The following is an 18,469-nucleotide window of genomic DNA, read 5'->3' as shown; positions in this document are numbered from 1 at the left end:
TCTTTTTAATCGTCGGAATTTGATTGGCTCAACGATTTTGAGGACTTACTGTCAGAGCCCTGCGCCAGCTGGATTTATTCTGTATTTAACTTGCAGATATTTATTTAATTGTTGATCCTTACTTTACTTTTTTTGTCTTGACACAAAAAAAGTAACAAAAAAAAGTCAAGCCAGCAACGAATACAGCCCGTTGCTGGCTTGCAGCTTTGTGTAGCTTTTGTGCAAAGTGGTTTCAGCTTTAGTAATTCTATTGTTGGACTTGTTACGGCTTAAGTACAAATTGCTGCCGGGCTAACTGTAGAAGCTTACAAGTTACTGGCTCGGGCTGAAAACAGTAATGGATAAGCCGCCTCTTTTGCAACGGTTCCGGATTGCCGGAACTAAAAAAATCCGCCGCGGCGGATCATTTTTTTGAAAGAAGCAAAGCAGCGGCGTTCCAGTTAGGCAGCCCGCTGGCTGTGGAGGCGAAAGCAATAAATTAACAAGAGCCAACATCAAAAGAAAGTCGGCTGAAGTTGCGATTAAAGAATTTATCAAATAAAGGAGGACTTGTTAAATCCGAACGCCAAAGCCGCAATAAAAAACAACTGTACAAGAGTGCGACGCCTACACAGAACCACAAAACTTCTTGGCCCGGACAATTATTTTTCTTGATCCATTCTGCCCCAGCAATTGGTTTGCTTTGCCTGCATTTTTTGTTCAAGTGTGGGAATCTCATCCCGCATGGCATCTTGTAAAGATTGTTGATTGAATGCGTTGTTGCTGGCCGGGCGGGTGGAGTTTTGCGAACCGATTGCTGAACTGCTTTTGATTCTGCCTGCTATATCTGCCAGATGCCACTTTGTTTCTTCGTCTTTGCACATTGATAAGGCACTGTCAATCTTTTTTGCCAATTGTGCTTTATGCGCTTTTAAAACAGATAGTAAATCGATCATGCCCAAATCAGCAGCATAACTATTGCCCTGGGCTGATTCTATACCATCCTGCAGGCTTAATAACTGCGCCACATAAGCTTTTTGTAAATTCCTGCGGTACAGATCAACTGGTTTATTGGTGGTTAACTCTGACCATATGCCGGTTTCAAGATCGGTAAAAAACTGGTTGGGCGTGTAGGCTTTGGACGGTTGTAATGCCTGCAAATAAATCATGCGGTTGATGATACGGGGCGACATGATTTCATTCAATACATCTTTCTGAATGTTCAGCACATCCATATAACCTGCACCACCGGTTGCTGCATACAATTGTTTATTGAATAGCCAGCTGGGTGTTTTAAATAATTCTTCCTGCAAAAAATTAACGGCCGCCTTTTGTTTGCTGCGGTCTGCGTAGTCTACCACATTGCCTTTTTGCTCCACGGTTTTGGGCGTTAAATAACGGCCACCAATACTTTGGCTCACATGCGATAAATAGCGTTTATACTGGTACATCAGCTGATCTTCCATTTTACCGGCGGCGTCATAATTTTCGTCTGGCAACTTTGCCCAGTTTAGTAATTGGGGTAGTATCTGTTTTAAATTTTTAATGCCGTATTTTCCTGCCTTCACGGCATCGTCACCCAAATCTTCTGCCTGGCAACTGGAGCCGCTGTAGGCGTATAATAATGAAGAGTCTTCCAGCTTTTTTATTACCCATTGATTTAAATACTCTTTTTCTGCGGCTGCGTTTTTCATAGGCGGTAACCATCGGTAGCCCCAGTCAATGGCCCATTCATCATAGGCGCCGATGCGGGGAATGAGTTCCTGTTCGGTCATACAATCTTCGGGTTGGGCCACGTAATTAAAACGGGCGTAATCCATAATGGAAGGGCAAATGCCATTGGAATCCACCCAGTTTTTGCTACGCAGACTATCAACCGGCACGGTGGCAGAAGAAGCAAAATTATGCGCCAGCCCAAGCGTATGGCCTACTTCGTGACTGCAGACAAACGTTATTAATTTACCCATCAGGCTGTCGCTCAAAATCATTTTGCGGGCGGCCGTGTCGCTTGGTGAAGCCTGTATAAAATACCAGTCATGCAGAATTTCGGTGATGTTATGATACCAGTTGATATGCGTTTCAAGTATCTCGCCCGTGCGTGGATCATTTACGTTTGGTCCGCTGGCGTTTTGTACCCAGGAAGCTTTGTAAACAATGGCACTGTGTCTCGAATCTTCGAGGCTCCACTCAGGATCGTTTAACGGTGCTTCCTGTGCATAAATGGCGTTTTTAAAGCCAGCTTTTTCAAACGCTTTTTGCCAGGCATTTACACCCTGTATTAAATACGGCACCCACTTTTTGGGCGTGGCCGGGTCTATATAGTAAACTATGGGTTTTTTGGGTTCTACCAATTCGCCCCGGTAATATTTTTCCAGGTCTTCTTCTTTAGGCTCCAGCCTCCAGCGGGTTACCAGCCAGGTGCCATTGAAGCCCTGCGGATGAGGAATGTCAAAATCAACATAACCTCTTCCAAAATAACCAACCCTTTCATCCACCGCCCTGGCCTTCATGGGTATTTTTGGCAGCAGCACCATGGAGGTATTGAGCTCATACGTTAAATAGGGCATAGACTGCGCCATACCCGAATTACCGTTTGAAAAAGTTTTTACGGTTTTTATTTCTATGTTCAGCGGAAAGGAAGAAACACCCTGCACATACGATTTATCGTTTTGCAGGCCGCCTAAACTATACAGCCTTTTTTGCTGACCGCTGAAGAAAAAAAGTTCGTTGTCGTTGTTGATATAATCTGTCATATCAACCAGTACACTGGAAGAGTCGGGCCCATAACCTTTGATATCAAAGGCCGCCATAATAGGAGACAGGTTGGAATTGGATACGGCCCTGAACATACCGTTATCACTGGAGTCCGCAGCACGGCTGCCGGAATAATCAATCTTTTTGATAAATATTTTATTGTTGGTGCCTTTATAAAACTGGATTACGTTTTCACCAATCTGGTCGGCCCCATAACCTGCGTATTCATGATCGGGCCTTACCTGTGCAGCTGCCCTGGCAATGCGGTTCACAACCAGGATGTCTTTTTCAAAAAGCGAGTCGGGTATTTCAAAATAGAAGCGGTCGTCTTTTTTATAGATGTTACAAAGGCCTTTATTGGCAGTGCCCTGTTTGAGCAGGTTTTCAAAAAAAGATTTCTTTTTGGGTTGATAGTAGGGGTCCGTTTTTATTTCGAAAGAAGCCGTGCTTTGCGACCGGCCGCTGTTTTTTCTTACCAATGAGCAGGATGTAAAAAGAACGCAACAAATAACGCCTGCAATTAACTTATTACTGTACAACTTTCCCATGCCTGGTTATAGGTTTTAATCGTTCATCACAATTCAATTGCCGCAAATGATGCACGATATATTTTGTAGAATAAAGAACAGTTACTAATATAGATGGTAAAGCAGAAAAGCAATGTTTTTATTGTGTTAATGTGGATAAAAAAGGCACTAATAACATAACCTTGTATCTTCATTAAAAGAACGCCTTATCTTCAATATGTTGTAATATCAACAATATAAAAAGTAACGTGTTGATTAGCAGCTTTCATCATTACGTGATAATTCAAACCTGCAAAAAATAAAATATGAAAACATTGTTATTCCTCGCCCTGCTGTTTGTTTCAAATACTTTGGTTGCACAAATAAAACTTCCTGAACACACCATTGAAATTGCTGCCGGACGCAGTACCCATAGTACCGGTGATAATAAGGGAGTGAGCTTTGCTGTCGCATACGAAAAATACTTCCGTAAGAAACTTTCCTGGACAATTGCATTGGGAGGCACGATTCATGACGGGGCAGAGCCGCTTTATTATACTGATCCACGGGGCACACAAACGACGGATCATTCAGGTATACGACTGCCGGTTTTCAAATAGAATGTCTGGCAGGCTATAGTTTCATTCGCACCAGCCGGCACGAATTTCAACTGAAGGCTGGCGGGTTGGTAAGGCTTCAATCGTCCTCCTATTTTGATCAGTTGGGGATACTTTATCCTGCCGGTACAGGACTGCCAATGCCGGTACTGTATATTGTAAATACCACACCACAAAGAACATATGCTGCCGGCGCAAGCCTTCAGCTGCAATACAATTACACATTTAGAAACCGGCTGCAACTGGGAACAATGGCGGGTTTTCAAATAGATACCAACGGAGATAATATTTCTCACTTGTCGCTTGTGTTGGGCAGGCGGTTTTAATACCAGTTGATTACACTTTTTAGGTGGTGAAGTTCTTTTATTTTTTGTACAATGGCAGTTCATTAATGCTTGTAAAAATATTTTCATCTTCCATCAATATGCCTTTGCTTTCCGCTTCCTGTTTAATTTTTTTATGTTCACTCTCCAGCTCAGCAATAGGGATTGATTTTATCCTTTTCTCCTGCGGTGGATTTAGCTTCTCCGCCTTTTCAAATTCAATTACACTGTCCAGTATATCTTTTGGTAAATCAGTTTCGCATTTGTAGGCCAGCTCTATAAATTGTTTTGCAAAAAAACTATCCACCTGTATTCTTCTTTTTGAGAGATGTGCAAAACGGCCCAGCACCCGGCAAATATTTTCCCTGTCTTCCGGACTTAATTGCTCTGCAAATTCGTATTCTTCAATCTTCTTTAATGCCAGCACTACCGGCTCCAAAGCATCAGCAGAAATGATGTACACATTATGATCGCCATGCCGGTAAACGAACGTATTTAGAAAGTCGAGCGTATTGGAGGGCACAACAAAAAAGATATCCGATTTCACCAATTCCTGTTTGGCATATTTATTTGCTTTTTCAGCCTGGTCTTTTAAGTAGTTGGAGAAGTTTGAAAGATCATCGCTGCCCGGGCTCTTGGCGTCAAAAACAATGTATTCATCACATATCAGTAAGGTATTATCTGGCTCACCTTTAAACGGCACTTTTTCTATATACTGCACCGTATGCTTCTGGCAGATGGATTTGATGCTATTCTTTGCGCTATCCTGGTGCCGGTTCCAGGTTTCTTTTAATTGCCTGATGTGTTCAATTGCTTTACTATTTCTTTCTTCAATTTCCCTGCTGCGTTCTGTTTGTATTTGGTCCTGAATTTTTGTCAGCGATGCCAGTGAACTGGAATGGTGTTGTTGCCGGAAGGCTTCATCACTGCTGAGTTGTATGTTTTGTTTTTTTACTTCACTTAATTCAAGCTGTACATGTTGTATATCTTTTTTTATTTCAGCCAGTTCAATCTCTATCTCATTCTTTCGTTGGGCGAGGGCTGAAATTGTCTGTGTGTTGGTTCCGGCATTTTCGGTCAGTCTTTTGTTTTCGGCATGTAACTGACTGTTCTTTTCTGTTAACAGTGCATTGTCTGTATAAAGCTGATTGATCTGTGCTTCCTGGCCTTTTATATTTTCTTTGGCGGCAGAAAGGTCGGCGGTAAAACTGGATATGGTACTGTTTAAAGTTTGGGCTGTTGAATGCAGTCTTTCCACCTCTGCATTGTTTTTTATAAGCAACTCAATTTTAATTGCCAGGTCTTTGTTAAGCCCGTTGTTAACTGCTTCGAGGTTGTAAAGACCGGCTTTTAAATTATCATTATTTGAAACCAGTTTTTGCAGGTCGGCAGCTGCATCCATCAATTGATTGTTGATTTTTCTCCAGCCAAAAAGCCGGTCCCAAAAGCCAATTGTTTTGATGCTTTCGAGCAGTCGTTTAAGATTATCAAGATTACCGTCCATGTGCATATTTTTTTGCATTGCTGCGGATGTAAATGTAGGCTATCAACAGTTCCGAATTCAAAAATAGTACTGACAAATTCTGTAATTGTACCCGTGGGTGTAATGCTCCTCAATGAAATATCTGCAACTAATTATCTGGAGCCTCCGCGGAATAAATACTATCCGGCTGCAACGGGGAAATTGGATGTGGCGAGTAACATAGCGCAGCAGTAACGCAAATACCTGCACGAAACTTAACAATATCCGCTGCTCTTTGGGGGTATAACGGGCATGCGTTTATTTTTTATCTTCCGGTCAAAAACTCCATTTAAACCGTAAAAAGCACTGGTGATTTTCTGCTTCAAAATGTTGTGCTTGCTGCACAAAAAAAGATTGCCACACCAGGTTTACATCGAGGTTGGCAGCCAGGTTATATTGCACCGCCGGAAATAAAATGAGCAGGTTGGTGCCGGGCGCAAACAGCAAACTGATATTGGCAGAAAGCAAAGGTGTAAATGTTTTGTTGGTGGTAGCCAGGATATTCCATTTGGTTGGCATCAGGTTTTCCGGGGATAGCTTAAGATTAATAATTTGCCAGTTGGAGACGGGCTGATACAAACCCTGGCTGTTGTAAAGCACACCAATATTTGCATACCAGCCTTTCTTAAACATGTAATCGGCCTCCAGCGAAATGTTGAAGTGACCGGCAGAATCCCCGCCGGCAAAAAAATATTGAGCCTCACCTTTAAAACCGGCATCTTTAACAGGGCCAGCCCAGCCTGCCCCAATAGTAGGATGATTTTTATACCAGCCGGTAATCAGCTGCATATCATAGTTCCATTTATTAACCGCATATTTTATGGCGGCTACAGTGCCCTCTTTTTTACCGGTATTGGTGTATGCCAATGCTGTTTTAAGTCCGCTGCTGAAAGTATGTTCTATTTTTGCGCCATCAATGCCGGGGCGTTCTTCGTAATCAAAATCCAGGAAGTTATAAGTATTAAAAATATCATTTGGATTCCAGTTGGTGGTAATGCCCCAGTTGATCCGCTGCCTTCCTAACCGTATATTCCATTTTTCATTGCTCCAGTCTGCATACAGCCGTTCTACGTTTGTATGCAAAACCAGGGAAGGTTTATCAATCCACACTTGCTGGAGGTTTAGTTTTTCATTGTCGTTCCGCAGTTGTGCTGCAAATCCCGGCGTAACCTTTACTTGTTCTCCCCAAAAAAGGCGGCTACGTATTTCTGTTACAGCCGTTAATTTGCCGGATGGTTTCCACTTTACATTCAGGCGGTTGTGTAGCAGGTTACCTGAAATAAGGTGATCGAAATTTTGGTCAAAACTAAGGGTTTGCAAATTTTTGATATAACCATTGATGGTTAATTTTTTGGGAAGGGTAGCCGTGTCCTGGCCGGACGCCTGCAATACAGCAAAGCAGCAGAAAAATATGGTTAAGTGTTTGATCATGTTTTTACAGCAGCTGCTTCTTCATGTTGGGTAGATACCTCGGCGGTGTCCTGTACGATCCTTCCATCAACCAGGGTAATCACCCGCCTGGCCCTGTCGATCACCCGCTGGTCGTGCGTAGAAAAAAGAAAAGTAATATTTTCTTCCCTGTTTAACCTGGCCATAATATCCAGCAGGTTAAAAGCAGATTTTGTATCCAGGTTTGCGGTAGGTTCATCTGCTAAAACAAACTGCGGCCGGGAGGCCAGCGCCCTTGCCACAGCCACCCGCTGTTGTTGTCCGCCAGACAGCCTGGAAGGCCGTTCGTTGAGTTTATCCTGCAAACCTATCTGGGCAAACAGTGTTTTTACTCTTTCTTCCCGCTGCTGTTTACTGGCTTTTTGCAATTGCATAATAAACTCCACATTCTCCTTTGCGGTTAATACCGGTATCAGGTTGAAAGACTGAAAGACAAAGCCTATATTTTGCAAGCGGAAACTGATCAGCTCGTTTGCCGATAGTTTTGTAATATCAATACCATTGATAAAAATGTTTCCTTCATCAGGCCGGTCCAGCCCGCCAATCATATTCAGTAAGGTTGTTTTACCTGAACCCGAAGGGCCTACAAGTGCGGTGAATTCTCCTTTTTGCAAATGCAGGTGAACGTTATTTACCGCGTACACCGGTATGGTGGTGGGGTTATATACTTTACTGATATTATGTGCGTCTATTACCGTGTTCATATAGGTTGCTTTTAATTTCTTAATGCGTCAACAGGTTTTAATTGCAATGCCTTGATGGCCGGAAACAAACAGGACAGGATGGCGGTGCAGAAAACAATCAGCAGGATACCGGTTAATTTATCCCAGGGAAATTCAGGGTAAATCATGGTGTTAAAACCGAAGCTGCTCATCATGTCGCGGCCCATGCCCGATAGGTCGAGCCCATGTTTAGTGTAGTAACCCGTAAGCAGCCAGCCCACCAGCAACCCTGCAGGTGTGCCGGCGAGTGTTAAAAAGAAAGTCTCCAGCAATACAAGGTTGAATATTTTTATTTTGCTGGTGCCCAGCGCCATCATCATGCCGATTTCCCTTGTGCGTTCCAGTATGGCCATCAGCATGGTGTTGATGATGCCAAACGCCAGCGCAAACATGATAATGACCATGATGATATAAGAATACTGGTCGGTGGTTTTCACCAGCAGATCCGTTTCGGGAGAAATTTCCTGCCACGATTCTACCTGGCAAACAGGAAATTTATTTTGTAATTGTTGCAGCATGTTTTTTACTTCGTTGTCGTTGTTCAGCAGCACCGCTATTTCATGAAAAGCATTGCCAATGGAGAGTAATGCATTCAGGTCGGTCATGGTGACGTATACATTTCTTTCATCCAGCGGGGCGTTATCGCTTTGATAAATTGCTGCAACTTTAAAAGCGGCGGATACAATATTGCCCGAAGTATCAGTAAAGGTCAGCACCAGTTTCGACCTGGTTTTGACTTTCATTTTGGTGGCCAGTTTTTTACCAATCATCACTTCATTTTGCTTCGCAGTATCAAATGGCTTGCCCTCAATGATTTTATTTTTCAGTTGCGAAGTGGCGTATTCAAGGTGTGGCACAATACCATTGATTTGTACGCCGGCGCTGCCGGTGGTGGTAGCGAGCATGCCATTGGTAATGCTTCTTGGCGCAGCTGATTTAACGCCGGCCATTGCCGTAATGGATTTTAAAACAGCAACACCACCGGGTATAACAAAAGCCGGCTCAAAGTCTTTTTTAAAATGCCTGTTGTGCAATTGCAGGTGCCCCACCTCCGCGTCAATCACCGCACGTACACGGCTTTTCATCATGCCTTTGTACAAGGCCAGCACTGCGATGCCTGCAAATAATCCAATAGCTATTGAAAGGATGATTACAATGCTCCGCATTTTATTGCGCCAGATATTGCGCCAGGCCATTATAAAAATCATTTTGTTATTTTTTATTTTTTTTAACCGGTATTTATAATGCTGATGATCATCGTTGTGTCAGCTGATAGCTATCGGCTCACTTGTACTTTTTGCGCTTTGTGCCCCGGGGGGAAAGCTCAATAAGAACCTGCTGTACAAGAGTGCGACAAGTGTTTAATAGCAATACAACAACCGGTTACATCATTTTTTTATTTTTTCATTGCGGCAACTGGGTTCAGCCGGATTACTTTATACACCGGGTAAAGCGAAATAAGCAACCCCATTGCAATCACTACCAATCCCTGGTTGATGAAAATGGCAGCATCGGTTGAAGTGGGGAAAATGGCCTCAAACCCAAAGCGTTCATATGCTTTGGCCGTTTCGCCACCAATCCGCAACGGATGCCTGTTTAAATAGTATATAACCGGAATGCTGACCAGCAGGCCGATGATACAGCCGGCAAATACGGTTAGTATAGATTCAACAGTCAGCAGCACCATGAGTTTTATTTTCTTCATACCAATGGCTACCAGCATGCCTATTTCAAATTTTCTTTCTACCATCATCATCAGCAGCGTGCCGAAAATGCCAAAGCAAATCAGCATGTATAAAATGCCCTGTACATACTTCATGTTATTGCTGTCTGCAGTAATATGCTGTTTAATATCCGGGATCATATCGCCCCAGCTCATCACTTCATAGCTGCTGTCCATCGATGATCGCATGGCTATAACTGAAGCCTCTGCCGCAGCTGTATTGTTAAACGAAAGCACATAGGAAGTTACCATACCATAGGCACTGTAAAAGTCCTGTGCGGCAGCCAGCGGCATAAACAGCGCTTTATCATTCAGCTCCGGCGAACCAAATTTTACAATGCCCTTTACAACATATTTACCAGCGGCAGTGGCTCCGTGATACCCCTGGCCAATCAGTACGGCCGTATCTGCAACTTTTAATTTCAGCCGTTCTGCAAGTCCCTGGGCCAGCAGTATAGCGGTATCAGTGCTTTTTAAATAAATACCTTGTACCAGCTTGTCTTTTAACCCGGTGATGGCAGTTTCCTTTTCAACGTCAATGCCTGCTACAAGGCTTCCTTTGGTAACATCGCCGGACGAAACCAGTGCGAATGATTCCAGGCGGGGAGTGATGCCGGCAACATTTTTCTGCCGCAAAATTTTTTGTTCTGTTGCAGGAGCAGTTTCAAAACTGTTGTCGAGTATTTGTTCGTTCCAATAGCCCCGTTTGTGTACCTGCGCATAGCCGGTATAAAAACTCACCACATTTTTTACCAGGTTATTAAAAATGCCTTCTTTTAAACTGCTGGCAATGACAGATAAAATAACAGCAAAAAAAATAGCGGCCATCGTGATGAGGGTGCGGTAGCGGTTTCGCCACATGTTTTTCCATGCCAATTGCAGCAGCCACATAATTAATTGATGGTTTTCATTTTATCTGTACTGAAAAAATTATCGTCAATGGGATTATTGTACTGAATATTTTTATAGATCATTTCTGTTTTTTGACCCTTCTTGTCAGCCGGTATCATTTCAAACCTGGTGGGGATCAGCCGGTCGTGCATCATTTTTATATCGTAGCTGTTCATGGTGTTAATCAGTTTGCCCTCGTCGTCGTAAAAGCGGCTGTGCAACTCCAGGAAATCTTTTTTATCAATGCAGATAATTACTTTACTCCACACCACTGCGGCCTGTGGTTTGGGTATCATCTGGATGATATAGCAGGAACGGCTGTCAATACTGCTATCACCAATAATGGTATGTGTATAGTCTTCCACTACAGAAGATTCCTTTACCAGGTCATCATTGGTAAAGTCAGTACCCATCCAGCTTTGGCTCATCATTGAGGGTGGCAGCTTAATGGTTCTTTCCAGTGAAGGCATCCAGTTCCATACTTCTTTTTTTCTTTTTAAGAAGGCGATGCCTTTATCTTTTGCCGGCGATAGCAGCAAGATCATTGCCAGGTTATTTCCCTTCATCCAGGTTTTGCATTGCATCTCCCGGCTCCAGGTGGGGCGGATGGTTCTGATGATCATTTCGGCCTGCATGGTATTACCCCGCATTTTTTCATCTGCCTTTCTTACAATTTCTCTGGCATCCTGCGATAGTAACAACTGCGGAAATAAAAAGGCCATTGCGATTAGTACAAACTTCATTGCATGCTTTTATGGAGACTAATGTAAGGCATCATGCATACAGTTATGCTGACTGAAATCATCGGCGGCATTGACTTTAGTTATAAAAATCGGCTGATAAAAATGAAGTGATAAAAAATCAGGTCGCTGCAATCATTGACTTGCGGTGTTCTTTAACTTGTTTTCTTTTTCCTGCTGTTTGGCTTGCTTTTTAAAAAAGCCGCGGAAAAGAAAATTGTGTTTCAGCGCTTCCATATTCTGGTTAAAACCATCCGTGCCTCTTTGTATATTGTCCAGGCTGGCATTTAATTTTATCACAATGCCGGAATCTTTAAAAAGTGCATGCAGTGTGCCATTGCCATTGTCCTTATCCTCTTTTATTCCAGCTACCATGGTACTTATTTCGTACAGCAATGAGTCGGCCTGGCCGCCAACAGATTTTATTTTTAAGATCGCCTCGTTCAGGTTGGCGGCAAAAACGGTATCTTTTAAAAGCGTTCCTACCGATCCTTTTCCTTGCTGTATATCCGATGCTACAGCTTGAAAGCTGGCGACTGTGTTGTTGGCTTTGTCGGTGGCCGAACGAATATTGGCAACAGCAAGCCTGATATTCTGCGGAATGGATTTATCATTCAGCAAACTCCATAAAGCATCGCTTTGGTTGATGCGTTGCACGGTTGTTTTTAATTCGGCAGCAATTACAGAAATATCCGTGTTTGTTTTTGAAAGCAGCTGCAGCATATCATCGGTCGCGACTGATTTTTTAGATAATAGAATATCTCCTTCCTGCGCAATATCCGACCGTTGCCGGGCAGGACTGATGTTGACAACTTTGTTGCCCACAAACCCATCCGTGCCGATGGATACTACCGCATTTTTCCGGATGATTTTCAGCATCCGCTTTTCAATGAGCATAACTATTTCAATGGTGGTGTCATCAACAATATTGATAACTTTTACCGTGCCTGTTTGTATGCCCGCATAACGCACATTATTGCCGGCAACCAGTCCCTGGATATTTTCGAACCTGGCTTTTAAAACATAGGTAGACCCAAACAAATTCTGATTCTTGCCAATCATGTACAACAGCAGTACCAGGGCCAGCAAACCTGTCAGCACAAATGCGCCCAGTTTGATTGTATTTATTTTTTTTCGTGGCATATCGTTATTCAAAAAATTGTTTCACTTTAGGATCCTTGTTTTGTTGCAGCCGATCCCAGGTATCATTCGCATAACATTTACCTTCTACTAAAATTACCACCCGGTCACTGGTCATCCGAACACAATTCATATCGTGCGAAATGATGAGGGAAGTAGTGTTGTATTTCTCCTGGATATCATTCATCAAATCAATAATTTCTTTGCCTGTTATCGGGTCCAGGCCTGTGGTTGGTTCGTCGTACAAAATAATTTCCGGCTTTAATATAAGGGTTCTTGCCAGTGCAATTCTTTTCCGCATACCGCCGGATAATTCAACCGGCATCATATCTACAGTATGTGCGAGACCAACATCATCCAGTGCCTCCAAAACCATTTTATTTACTTCCGCCTGCGATACCTTTATCCAGTGGCGGCGCAATGGAAATTCCAAATTTTCCCTCACAGTCATTGAATCGTAGAGGGCGTTGCTTTGAAAAAGAAAACCAACTTTTGCACGTAGTTTGTCCAGTTCTTCTTCTTTTATTTCCGACACATTTTTTCCAAATACTGCAATGGTGCCTTTATCCGGCTTCAGCAGGCCGATGATACATTTTATCAGTACTGATTTGCCTGAACCGGATTTGCCCAGCACCACCACACTTTCGCCCTTTTTAATTGCCAGGTTAAAATCAATCAGCACATGGTTGTTTCCAAAAGATTTATACAGGTGCAGAATGCTTACAGCATTTGCAGCATCTGCTGAAATCAATTGATCTGATTGCACTATCGTTGCTTCTTCAGGCATTTTAATTAAGACCCAGCAGGTCTGTTATTTGTACGGCCAATAAATCAATCACAAAAACCATTACCGATGCTACCACCACTGCAGAGTTGGCTGATCTTCCTACCCCTTCTGTTCCCTTGCTGCTGTTGTAGCCTTTATAACAGCCGATGATGCCAACAGCAAAACCAAAAAAGTAAGTTTTTATAAATGCGGGTAGTACATCACTAAAGGCAAGGCTGTCTATCACCTGTGTCCAGAACAAGTGCGAACTGGTAGTACCACGGATGTTTACGCCGAGAAAGGAGCCGTATAATGAAATGGTATCGCCCAGGATAATCAATACGGGCAGCATTAGGGTTGCCGCAAAAACCCTTGTTACCACCAGGTATTTAAAAGGGTTGGTACCACTCACTTCCATGGCATCAATTTGTTCTGTTACTTTCATAGAACCCAGCTCTGCCCCGATACTGCTGCCGATTTTTCCTGCAAATATTAAGGCGCTGATAACCGGGCCTATCTCCCGGACGATGGCAATGCCTACGATGGAAGGTAGTTCTGATTCCACACCATAGTCTACCATTGACGGACGGAGTTGCATGGTAAGCACCAGCCCCATAATAAAAGAGGTTAAGCCAATCAGGGGAAGCGAACTATAGCCGATTAAATAACACTGCCTGGTAAACTCGTACAACTCGTAGCGGGGTCTGAATGCCTGGCTGAAGAAGCGGCCGGTGAACCTGGAAAGCTCACCTGCCTCGGATAAAAAAGAGCGGATCTCTGCTGGCAATACCATGACTTAATTTGAACTGTCAAAATATTCACTTTTAAAATATTTTCTGCATAGTTTAATCAGGTAAAAGATTGATCTTAATCAGCTTTTCTTCAATTCCCTGCCTGCAGGGTTTTAACCGTAAAACCAATTGTATCATTGTATAAATTAGCAGCAATGATTTTTTTCAGTTGTTCTATATTTACCAATATTTTAAAAGGAAACTTTATTTGAAACATAAGATCAACATTTTTAATTTTTACACGAGGAGTGTTTATGCAACAGGATATACAGATCAGAAAAATTGAAAAAAATGACAATGCAGCCATCGCTGCAATCATCAGGAGCACGCTGAAGGAATTTGGTGCCAATCATCCGGGAACTGTTTATTACGATGAGGAAACCGATCATTTATTTGAGTTGTTTCAGCAGCCTTTATCCGTGTATTATATTGCATCCATCGACGGAGTAATCGCCGGCGGTGGGGGAGTGTATCCAACAAAGGGTTTGCCGGAGGACACCTGCGAACTGGTAAAAATGTACCTGCTGCCATTTGCCCGCGGAAAAGGTGTTGGTAAAATGATCATTGATAAGAGTATTGATGCAGCCCGGGACTTTGGGTATAGAAAGATGTACCTTGAAACAATGCCCGAGTTGCAACAGGCCATTAAAGTGTACGAAAAATTCGGCTTCCATTATTTGGACGGACCGTTGGGAAACAGCGTTCACTTTGGGTGCAGCAAATGGATGCTGAGAGGTTTATAAATTTTAATAGCAACTTTGATACAAAATTTATGATAAAAAGAAATTACCGATGGGGTATTTTAGGTGCAGGCAGAATTGCTGAAAAATTTTGCACCGCTTTGAGTGAAACAGGAGGTTCGGAAGTGTACGCTGTGGCGTCCCGGGATGCCGGAAAGGCCGATGCATATGCGGCGAAATTCAATGCTTCAGTTGTGTTTACTGATTACAATGCATTGGTAAAGGATGCAAATGTGGACATCATTTATATCGCAACACCGCACGCGTTTCATTACAATCAAACTATGCTGTGTTTGCAACATAATAAACCGGTGCTTTGCGAAAAACCGATGTCGCTTTCACCAAAACAAACTGCCGAAATGATTGCTGCTGCAACCAAAAGCAATTTGTTTTTAATGGAAGGTGTGTGGACCCGTTGTATGCCTTTTATAGAAAAAACTTTGTCCTTGATCAAAGAAGGCGTCATCGGTGAACCGCAATACCTCCAGGCAGACTTTGGTTTTTTCGCGGCGTTTGATCCCGCAAGCAGGTTATTCGACAAGGCCCTGGGTGGTGGTTCAGTAATGGACATTGGTATTTATCCCATCTTTCTTGCAGCACTTATTTTCGGTGAGCCTTCTGTTATTAAATCGGTTTTCAAACTGGCGGAAACCGGTGTGGATACCTATGCCAGTATTCTGTTGCAATATCCCGCTGGTGAGTCAGCGCATTTGCTTTCCACAATTGACTTTAATACGCCCATAGAAGCAACGATCATCGGAACAAAGGGCCGCATTCAAATTCACAATCCCTGGTTTAAGGCCACTGCTATTACGGTGCATTTAAATGATGGAACGCAGCAGGATTTTGATATGCCGCATCAAAGCAATGGCTTTGAACATGAAATAAAAGAAGTGATGTATTGCCTGGATAACGGGCTGCTTCAAAGTCCTAAAGTGCCACACCAGTTAACATTGCTCATCAGTAAAATAATGGATGAAGTATTGCAGCAGGCAGGTGTTAACTATTAGTGATCATGCTGGCTGCTTTTATTGGGCTATCCCCGGTTCCTCTTATTTAACAAGTATTTTTTTGTTGTAAATGCGCCCGCCAGCAGCGCAATACCTGCGATTAAAATTGTTTTCCACGGTGTGGTTTTTTTAATGATAATCGTATCCACTTTGCCTGTTAATATTGGTCCGGCCCAGTAATATGGCAGTGTTTTTTCTTTTGATGTACTGGTGCTGATAAATTCCAGTTTTGCTTTTTGTAACGCGATATCTGTTGGCAGTTCCTGTGCTAAATATTTATAAAATAATTCGGTGATTTTATAAGTCGATTCGTTTTCAACTGACCATAAAGTGCTGACTGCGGCCGGTATACCAAGCGCCGCAAAACCGCGGTTAAAACTAAATATGCCTTCGCCTTCATACAGTTTTCCATTGGCCGTTTCGCAGGCGGATAGCACAACTAGCTGCGTAATAGGTTTTCGGTCTGTAATCAGTTCCGACAACAACATAGAAGAATCGGCAAAGTAAATAATCGGATCATTGCCTGAACTACTATCTGATGCGTGGGTGTATAATTGGATAATTGTATAGCTTGGAAACTGTTCAAAGAAATTTTTCTTGCTTGCTTTTTCAAAGAGGAGGTTTGTTGTATTTGGAAACAGTTCTTTTATTTTTTGAAGCGAAATATCGCTGCCGTTCAATTCATTTAAACCAGTGTCTGCTTTGTATGTTATAGGTGCCATGCCTAAAACCGTATAACTGTTTTCAGTATTCGGTAAATAGTCGTTCATCAAATACTTTGCTGAATAAGTATAACTTGTTGCGTAGCGATGCAGCAAATAATCTGGTTGTCCGTTTTTAAAACCGGTAACCAATGCCTCAAATGGAAAACTTTTTCCGTCTGGTGAAATAATAAGACTTTCTGCTGTGGACAACAACAAGTTTTTAAAAATGAGTTTATAGAGTTCATTAGATATAGTAGTGAAAAGAGTGAAATTGTTATTCAATGAATGCGATCCAGAGATTAATTTAATGTATAAACTGGTAAGGCTATCGTACAATTGTTTATCTAGTTGCACTAAATATATTTTTTGAAAATCTGCTGCCATTATATAAACGTTGCTATCGCCTGCAAAAATTTCGAGTAATATTTTATTGCTGGTAAGGATTTTGTTTCTTACCTGGCCAAGAGTGGGAGCCGCAGTGTCAAAATTTTTTTTATCAAAAGAAGGGAGTATGGCTTCACTTTGCTTATTCAATAAATTCAGCTCTTGTTTATTGGCATATAATTGTTGCTGTAATTCAGCTGATTGCCGGTGTATTGCCTGAAGTTTTTGCAAGTCATTTTCAATATCCAATATGTTCTTTTTTAATTGTGCCTGCCTGGATATGTCACGGTCGCTCATCTGGTATTGTTGCCTTAGCTGGTCGTTTAATAAAACACTCCTGCTTTTTTCAAAAAAATGAAATGCTTTTTCAGAATTACTGCTGGCATAGCATGCTTCTATCGCTTGTTCGTACAATCTTCGGTTATTTGTTCTCCAAAATAGCCTGGACTGAACTTCGGATTGTGTTGCTTTTAGTTGTTCAAAATATTGATCGGTAATATCATAAATGCGGATAGCTTCTGCAAGGAATTTTTTATCACCGGTTGTTTTATATTTGAGCAGGCAGGCGGAGGCTTTGTCCAACACCATGCCGGTGATATACTCGGTGATGGTTCCAGCCAGTTCAGCATTTTCTTTTTTTAACAGGTCGGCTTCATTGAAGCCTGGCCGCAATTGATCAAAAGCTTTTTGAAAGTAAAAAAAACCGGAATCATATCGTCCAGTGTGGGTATAGATATTAGCGATGTTGTCAAAAATATTCAGAGATTCATTTGCATCTGCATAGCTGAGAGCTTTGAAATGGTAAGTGATAGCTTTTGTGTTAAGATGTAAATCAGTATAATAAGCGAATCCTATATTATTTAGAGCTTCTGCGCAACCTTGACTATAGTTGTTTTTTTTATTAAATTCGAATGACTTTCTAAAAAAATAGATTGCTTTTTCAAAATCTCCTTTATGTCTTTTTATCTGCCCCACTAATCCATATAAAGTCGCTAACATTGCTGTATTCTTTTGTCTTTCATATACCTCAATTTTTCTGTTTACTAATTCTTCGGCATCATCGTATTTGTTTAAAAAAATAAGGGAGTTGATTTTCCACGTAAAAGCTCTTGACTCAAAATATTCTGCATAGATAACGGTCTTTTTATTTTTGGCTATTATACTTTCACCAAGATCTGTAAAATAGATACAACTGTAATAGTCTCCATTGTTAAACAGCTGACGAACCTTTATAGTAAGCGCATTGAGCGCAATATCGAATTCTCCATTAAGTTTAATTGCATTTGCAATGCAACTATCAATAGCGGCCATTTTTTTTGACTCCAGTTTTAAAGAATCATAAAAGATATGCAGGTTCCAATAACTCTTAATTATTTGCCGGGGATTGATGGCTTCGTTCGCAATATTGCCGGATATAAGCTTAATTGCATTTTGTGTAGAGAGAATTGCGGAAAAATAGTCTTTTTGAGTAGCATGCAGCCAGCCAATGCGGTGCAATAGTAAAACATACCCTGAATCAATAATACTCCCGCATTGATTTAATTTAGTTGAATAGCCCAGTAATTCATCCAGCTGCTTTTTAGGGTCAATATTTGTCGAATCTTTTAAAATTACAATTCGGCGCCAAAGGAAGTTTTTGTCAGGGCATTGACCGGCTACAACCCCGGTTGCGGCGATGATAATTAGTATAGATGTCAGTATTCTCATT

16 protein-coding genes are annotated in these 18,469 nt (G+C 42.0%); 4 read left to right on the top strand and 12 right to left on the bottom strand.

Annotated elements, in window-relative coordinates:
* Positions 1-641: 641 nt before the first annotated feature.
* The gene (locus QWZ08_RS07780) at positions 642-3,281 is read right to left on the bottom strand and encodes a zinc-dependent metalloprotease (RefSeq protein WP_290336759.1); all 2,640 of its coding nucleotides are present in this window, start codon (positions 3,279-3,281) and stop codon (positions 642-644) included.
* A 284-nt stretch (positions 3,282-3,565) separates the two neighbouring features.
* On the opposite strand from QWZ08_RS07780, the gene QWZ08_RS07775 reads away from it, so the two are divergent.
* Both QWZ08_RS07775 and QWZ08_RS07770 read left to right on the top strand, forming a co-directional pair.
* Entirely contained in the window at positions 3,566-3,859 is a 294-nt protein-coding gene (locus QWZ08_RS07775; RefSeq protein ID WP_290336758.1) for a hypothetical protein, read from the top strand.
* A gap of 65 nt (positions 3,860-3,924) precedes the next feature.
* Positions 3,925-4,182, top strand: coding sequence for a hypothetical protein (locus tag QWZ08_RS07770; protein WP_290336757.1), 258 nt, complete (start codon positions 3,925-3,927; stop codon positions 4,180-4,182).
* Between the two features lie 37 nt (positions 4,183-4,219).
* On the opposite strand, the gene QWZ08_RS07765 is transcribed toward QWZ08_RS07770, so the two are convergent.
* From QWZ08_RS07765 to QWZ08_RS07720, 10 genes are all read right to left on the bottom strand, one after another.
* A complete protein-coding gene (locus QWZ08_RS07765) occupies positions 4,220-5,683 on the bottom strand; it encodes a coiled-coil domain-containing protein (protein WP_290336756.1) in 1,464 nt (487 codons plus the stop codon).
* A gap of 294 nt (positions 5,684-5,977) precedes the next feature.
* Positions 5,978-7,132 (bottom strand): hypothetical protein, encoded by a 1,155-nt coding sequence (locus QWZ08_RS07760; protein ID WP_290336755.1) that lies wholly within the window; start codon positions 7,130-7,132, stop codon positions 5,978-5,980.
* A complete protein-coding gene (locus QWZ08_RS07755; protein WP_290336753.1) occupies positions 7,129-7,854 on the bottom strand; it encodes an ABC transporter ATP-binding protein in 726 nt (241 codons plus the stop codon). Before QWZ08_RS07755 ends, QWZ08_RS07760 begins: the two co-directional genes overlap by 4 nt.
* An 11-nt stretch (positions 7,855-7,865) precedes the next feature.
* Positions 7,866-9,080 (bottom strand): ABC transporter permease, encoded by a 1,215-nt coding sequence (locus QWZ08_RS07750; protein ID WP_290336752.1) that lies wholly within the window; start codon positions 9,078-9,080, stop codon positions 7,866-7,868.
* A 188-nt stretch (positions 9,081-9,268) separates the two neighbouring features.
* Positions 9,269-10,486 (bottom strand): ABC transporter permease, encoded by a 1,218-nt coding sequence (locus tag QWZ08_RS07745; RefSeq protein WP_290336751.1) that lies wholly within the window; start codon positions 10,484-10,486, stop codon positions 9,269-9,271.
* A 2-nt stretch (positions 10,487-10,488) separates the two neighbouring features.
* Positions 10,489-11,229, bottom strand: a complete 741-nt coding sequence (locus QWZ08_RS07740) for an outer membrane lipoprotein-sorting protein (RefSeq protein WP_290336750.1) — start codon at positions 11,227-11,229, stop codon at positions 10,489-10,491.
* A 132-nt stretch (positions 11,230-11,361) separates the two neighbouring features.
* Positions 11,362-12,369 (bottom strand): MlaD family protein, encoded by a 1,008-nt coding sequence (locus QWZ08_RS07735; protein ID WP_290336747.1) that lies wholly within the window; start codon positions 12,367-12,369, stop codon positions 11,362-11,364.
* Positions 12,370-12,373: 4 nt separating this feature from the next.
* A complete protein-coding gene (locus tag QWZ08_RS07730; RefSeq protein WP_290336746.1) occupies positions 12,374-13,153 on the bottom strand; it encodes an ABC transporter ATP-binding protein in 780 nt (259 codons plus the stop codon).
* Position 13,154: 1 nt separating this feature from the next.
* Complete coding sequence (locus QWZ08_RS07725) at positions 13,155-13,925, bottom strand: MlaE family ABC transporter permease (protein ID WP_290336745.1); 771 nt, start codon at positions 13,923-13,925, stop codon at positions 13,155-13,157.
* An 89-nt stretch (positions 13,926-14,014) separates the two neighbouring features.
* Positions 14,015-14,140 carry a hypothetical protein gene (locus QWZ08_RS07720; RefSeq protein ID WP_290336744.1) on the bottom strand — a complete coding sequence of 42 codons (126 nt, stop codon included), beginning with the start codon at positions 14,138-14,140 and terminating at the stop codon, positions 14,015-14,017.
* Between the two features lie 37 nt (positions 14,141-14,177).
* On the opposite strand from QWZ08_RS07720, the gene QWZ08_RS07715 reads away from it, so the two are divergent.
* Positions 14,178-14,666: a GNAT family N-acetyltransferase gene (locus QWZ08_RS07715; RefSeq protein WP_290336743.1), complete on the top strand. Its 489-nt coding sequence runs from the start codon at positions 14,178-14,180 to the stop codon at positions 14,664-14,666.
* Between the two features lie 29 nt (positions 14,667-14,695).
* Positions 14,696-15,673, top strand: coding sequence for a Gfo/Idh/MocA family protein (locus tag QWZ08_RS07710; protein WP_290336741.1), 978 nt, complete (start codon positions 14,696-14,698; stop codon positions 15,671-15,673).
* A 26-nt stretch (positions 15,674-15,699) separates the two neighbouring features.
* On the opposite strand, the gene QWZ08_RS07705 is transcribed toward QWZ08_RS07710, so the two are convergent.
* Complete coding sequence (locus QWZ08_RS07705; protein ID WP_290336740.1) at positions 15,700-18,468, bottom strand: CHAT domain-containing protein; 2,769 nt, start codon at positions 18,466-18,468, stop codon at positions 15,700-15,702.
* Between the last annotated feature and the right edge of the window lies 1 nt (position 18,469).

It is taken from the genome of Ferruginibacter paludis (genome assembly GCF_030409685.1).
In the GTDB taxonomy this organism is placed as follows: domain Bacteria; phylum Bacteroidota; class Bacteroidia; order Chitinophagales; family Chitinophagaceae; genus Ferruginibacter; species Ferruginibacter paludis.
The sequence above is the reverse complement of the archived record's forward strand: the minus strand, read 5'-3'. Positions and strand labels throughout refer to the sequence as shown.

What these genes read in the sequence shown, in the direction of transcription:
- QWZ08_RS07725 (WP_290336745.1), bottom strand. Translation starts at nt 13,925, where the DNA reads ATGGTATTGCCAGCAGAGATCCGCTCTTTTTTATCCGAGGCAGGTGAG.
- QWZ08_RS07745 (WP_290336751.1), bottom strand. Translation starts at nt 10,486, where the DNA reads ATGTGGCTGCTGCAATTGGCATGGAAAAACATGTGGCGAAACCGCTAC.
- QWZ08_RS07730 (WP_290336746.1), bottom strand. Translation starts at nt 13,153, where the DNA reads ATGCCTGAAGAAGCAACGATAGTGCAATCAGATCAATTGATTTCAGCA.
- QWZ08_RS07760 (WP_290336755.1), bottom strand. Translation starts at nt 7,132, where the DNA reads ATGATCAAACACTTAACCATATTTTTCTGCTGCTTTGCTGTATTGCAG.
- QWZ08_RS07705 (WP_290336740.1), bottom strand. Translation starts at nt 18,468, where the DNA reads ATGAGAATACTGACATCTATACTAATTATCATCGCCGCAACCGGGGTT.
- QWZ08_RS07740 (WP_290336750.1), bottom strand. Translation starts at nt 11,229, where the DNA reads ATGAAGTTTGTACTAATCGCAATGGCCTTTTTATTTCCGCAGTTGTTA.
- QWZ08_RS07735 (WP_290336747.1), bottom strand. Translation starts at nt 12,369, where the DNA reads ATGCCACGAAAAAAAATAAATACAATCAAACTGGGCGCATTTGTGCTG.
- QWZ08_RS07780 (WP_290336759.1), bottom strand. Translation starts at nt 3,281, where the DNA reads ATGGGAAAGTTGTACAGTAATAAGTTAATTGCAGGCGTTATTTGTTGC.
- QWZ08_RS07755 (WP_290336753.1), bottom strand. Translation starts at nt 7,854, where the DNA reads ATGAACACGGTAATAGACGCACATAATATCAGTAAAGTATATAACCCC.
- QWZ08_RS07775 (WP_290336758.1), top strand. Translation starts at nt 3,566, where the DNA reads ATGAAAACATTGTTATTCCTCGCCCTGCTGTTTGTTTCAAATACTTTG.
- QWZ08_RS07750 (WP_290336752.1), bottom strand. Translation starts at nt 9,080, where the DNA reads ATGATTTTTATAATGGCCTGGCGCAATATCTGGCGCAATAAAATGCGG.
- QWZ08_RS07765 (WP_290336756.1), bottom strand. Translation starts at nt 5,683, where the DNA reads ATGGACGGTAATCTTGATAATCTTAAACGACTGCTCGAAAGCATCAAA.
- QWZ08_RS07710 (WP_290336741.1), top strand. Translation starts at nt 14,696, where the DNA reads ATGATAAAAAGAAATTACCGATGGGGTATTTTAGGTGCAGGCAGAATT.
- QWZ08_RS07720 (WP_290336744.1), bottom strand. Translation starts at nt 14,140, where the DNA reads ATGTTTCAAATAAAGTTTCCTTTTAAAATATTGGTAAATATAGAACAA.
- QWZ08_RS07715 (WP_290336743.1), top strand. Translation starts at nt 14,178, where the DNA reads ATGCAACAGGATATACAGATCAGAAAAATTGAAAAAAATGACAATGCA.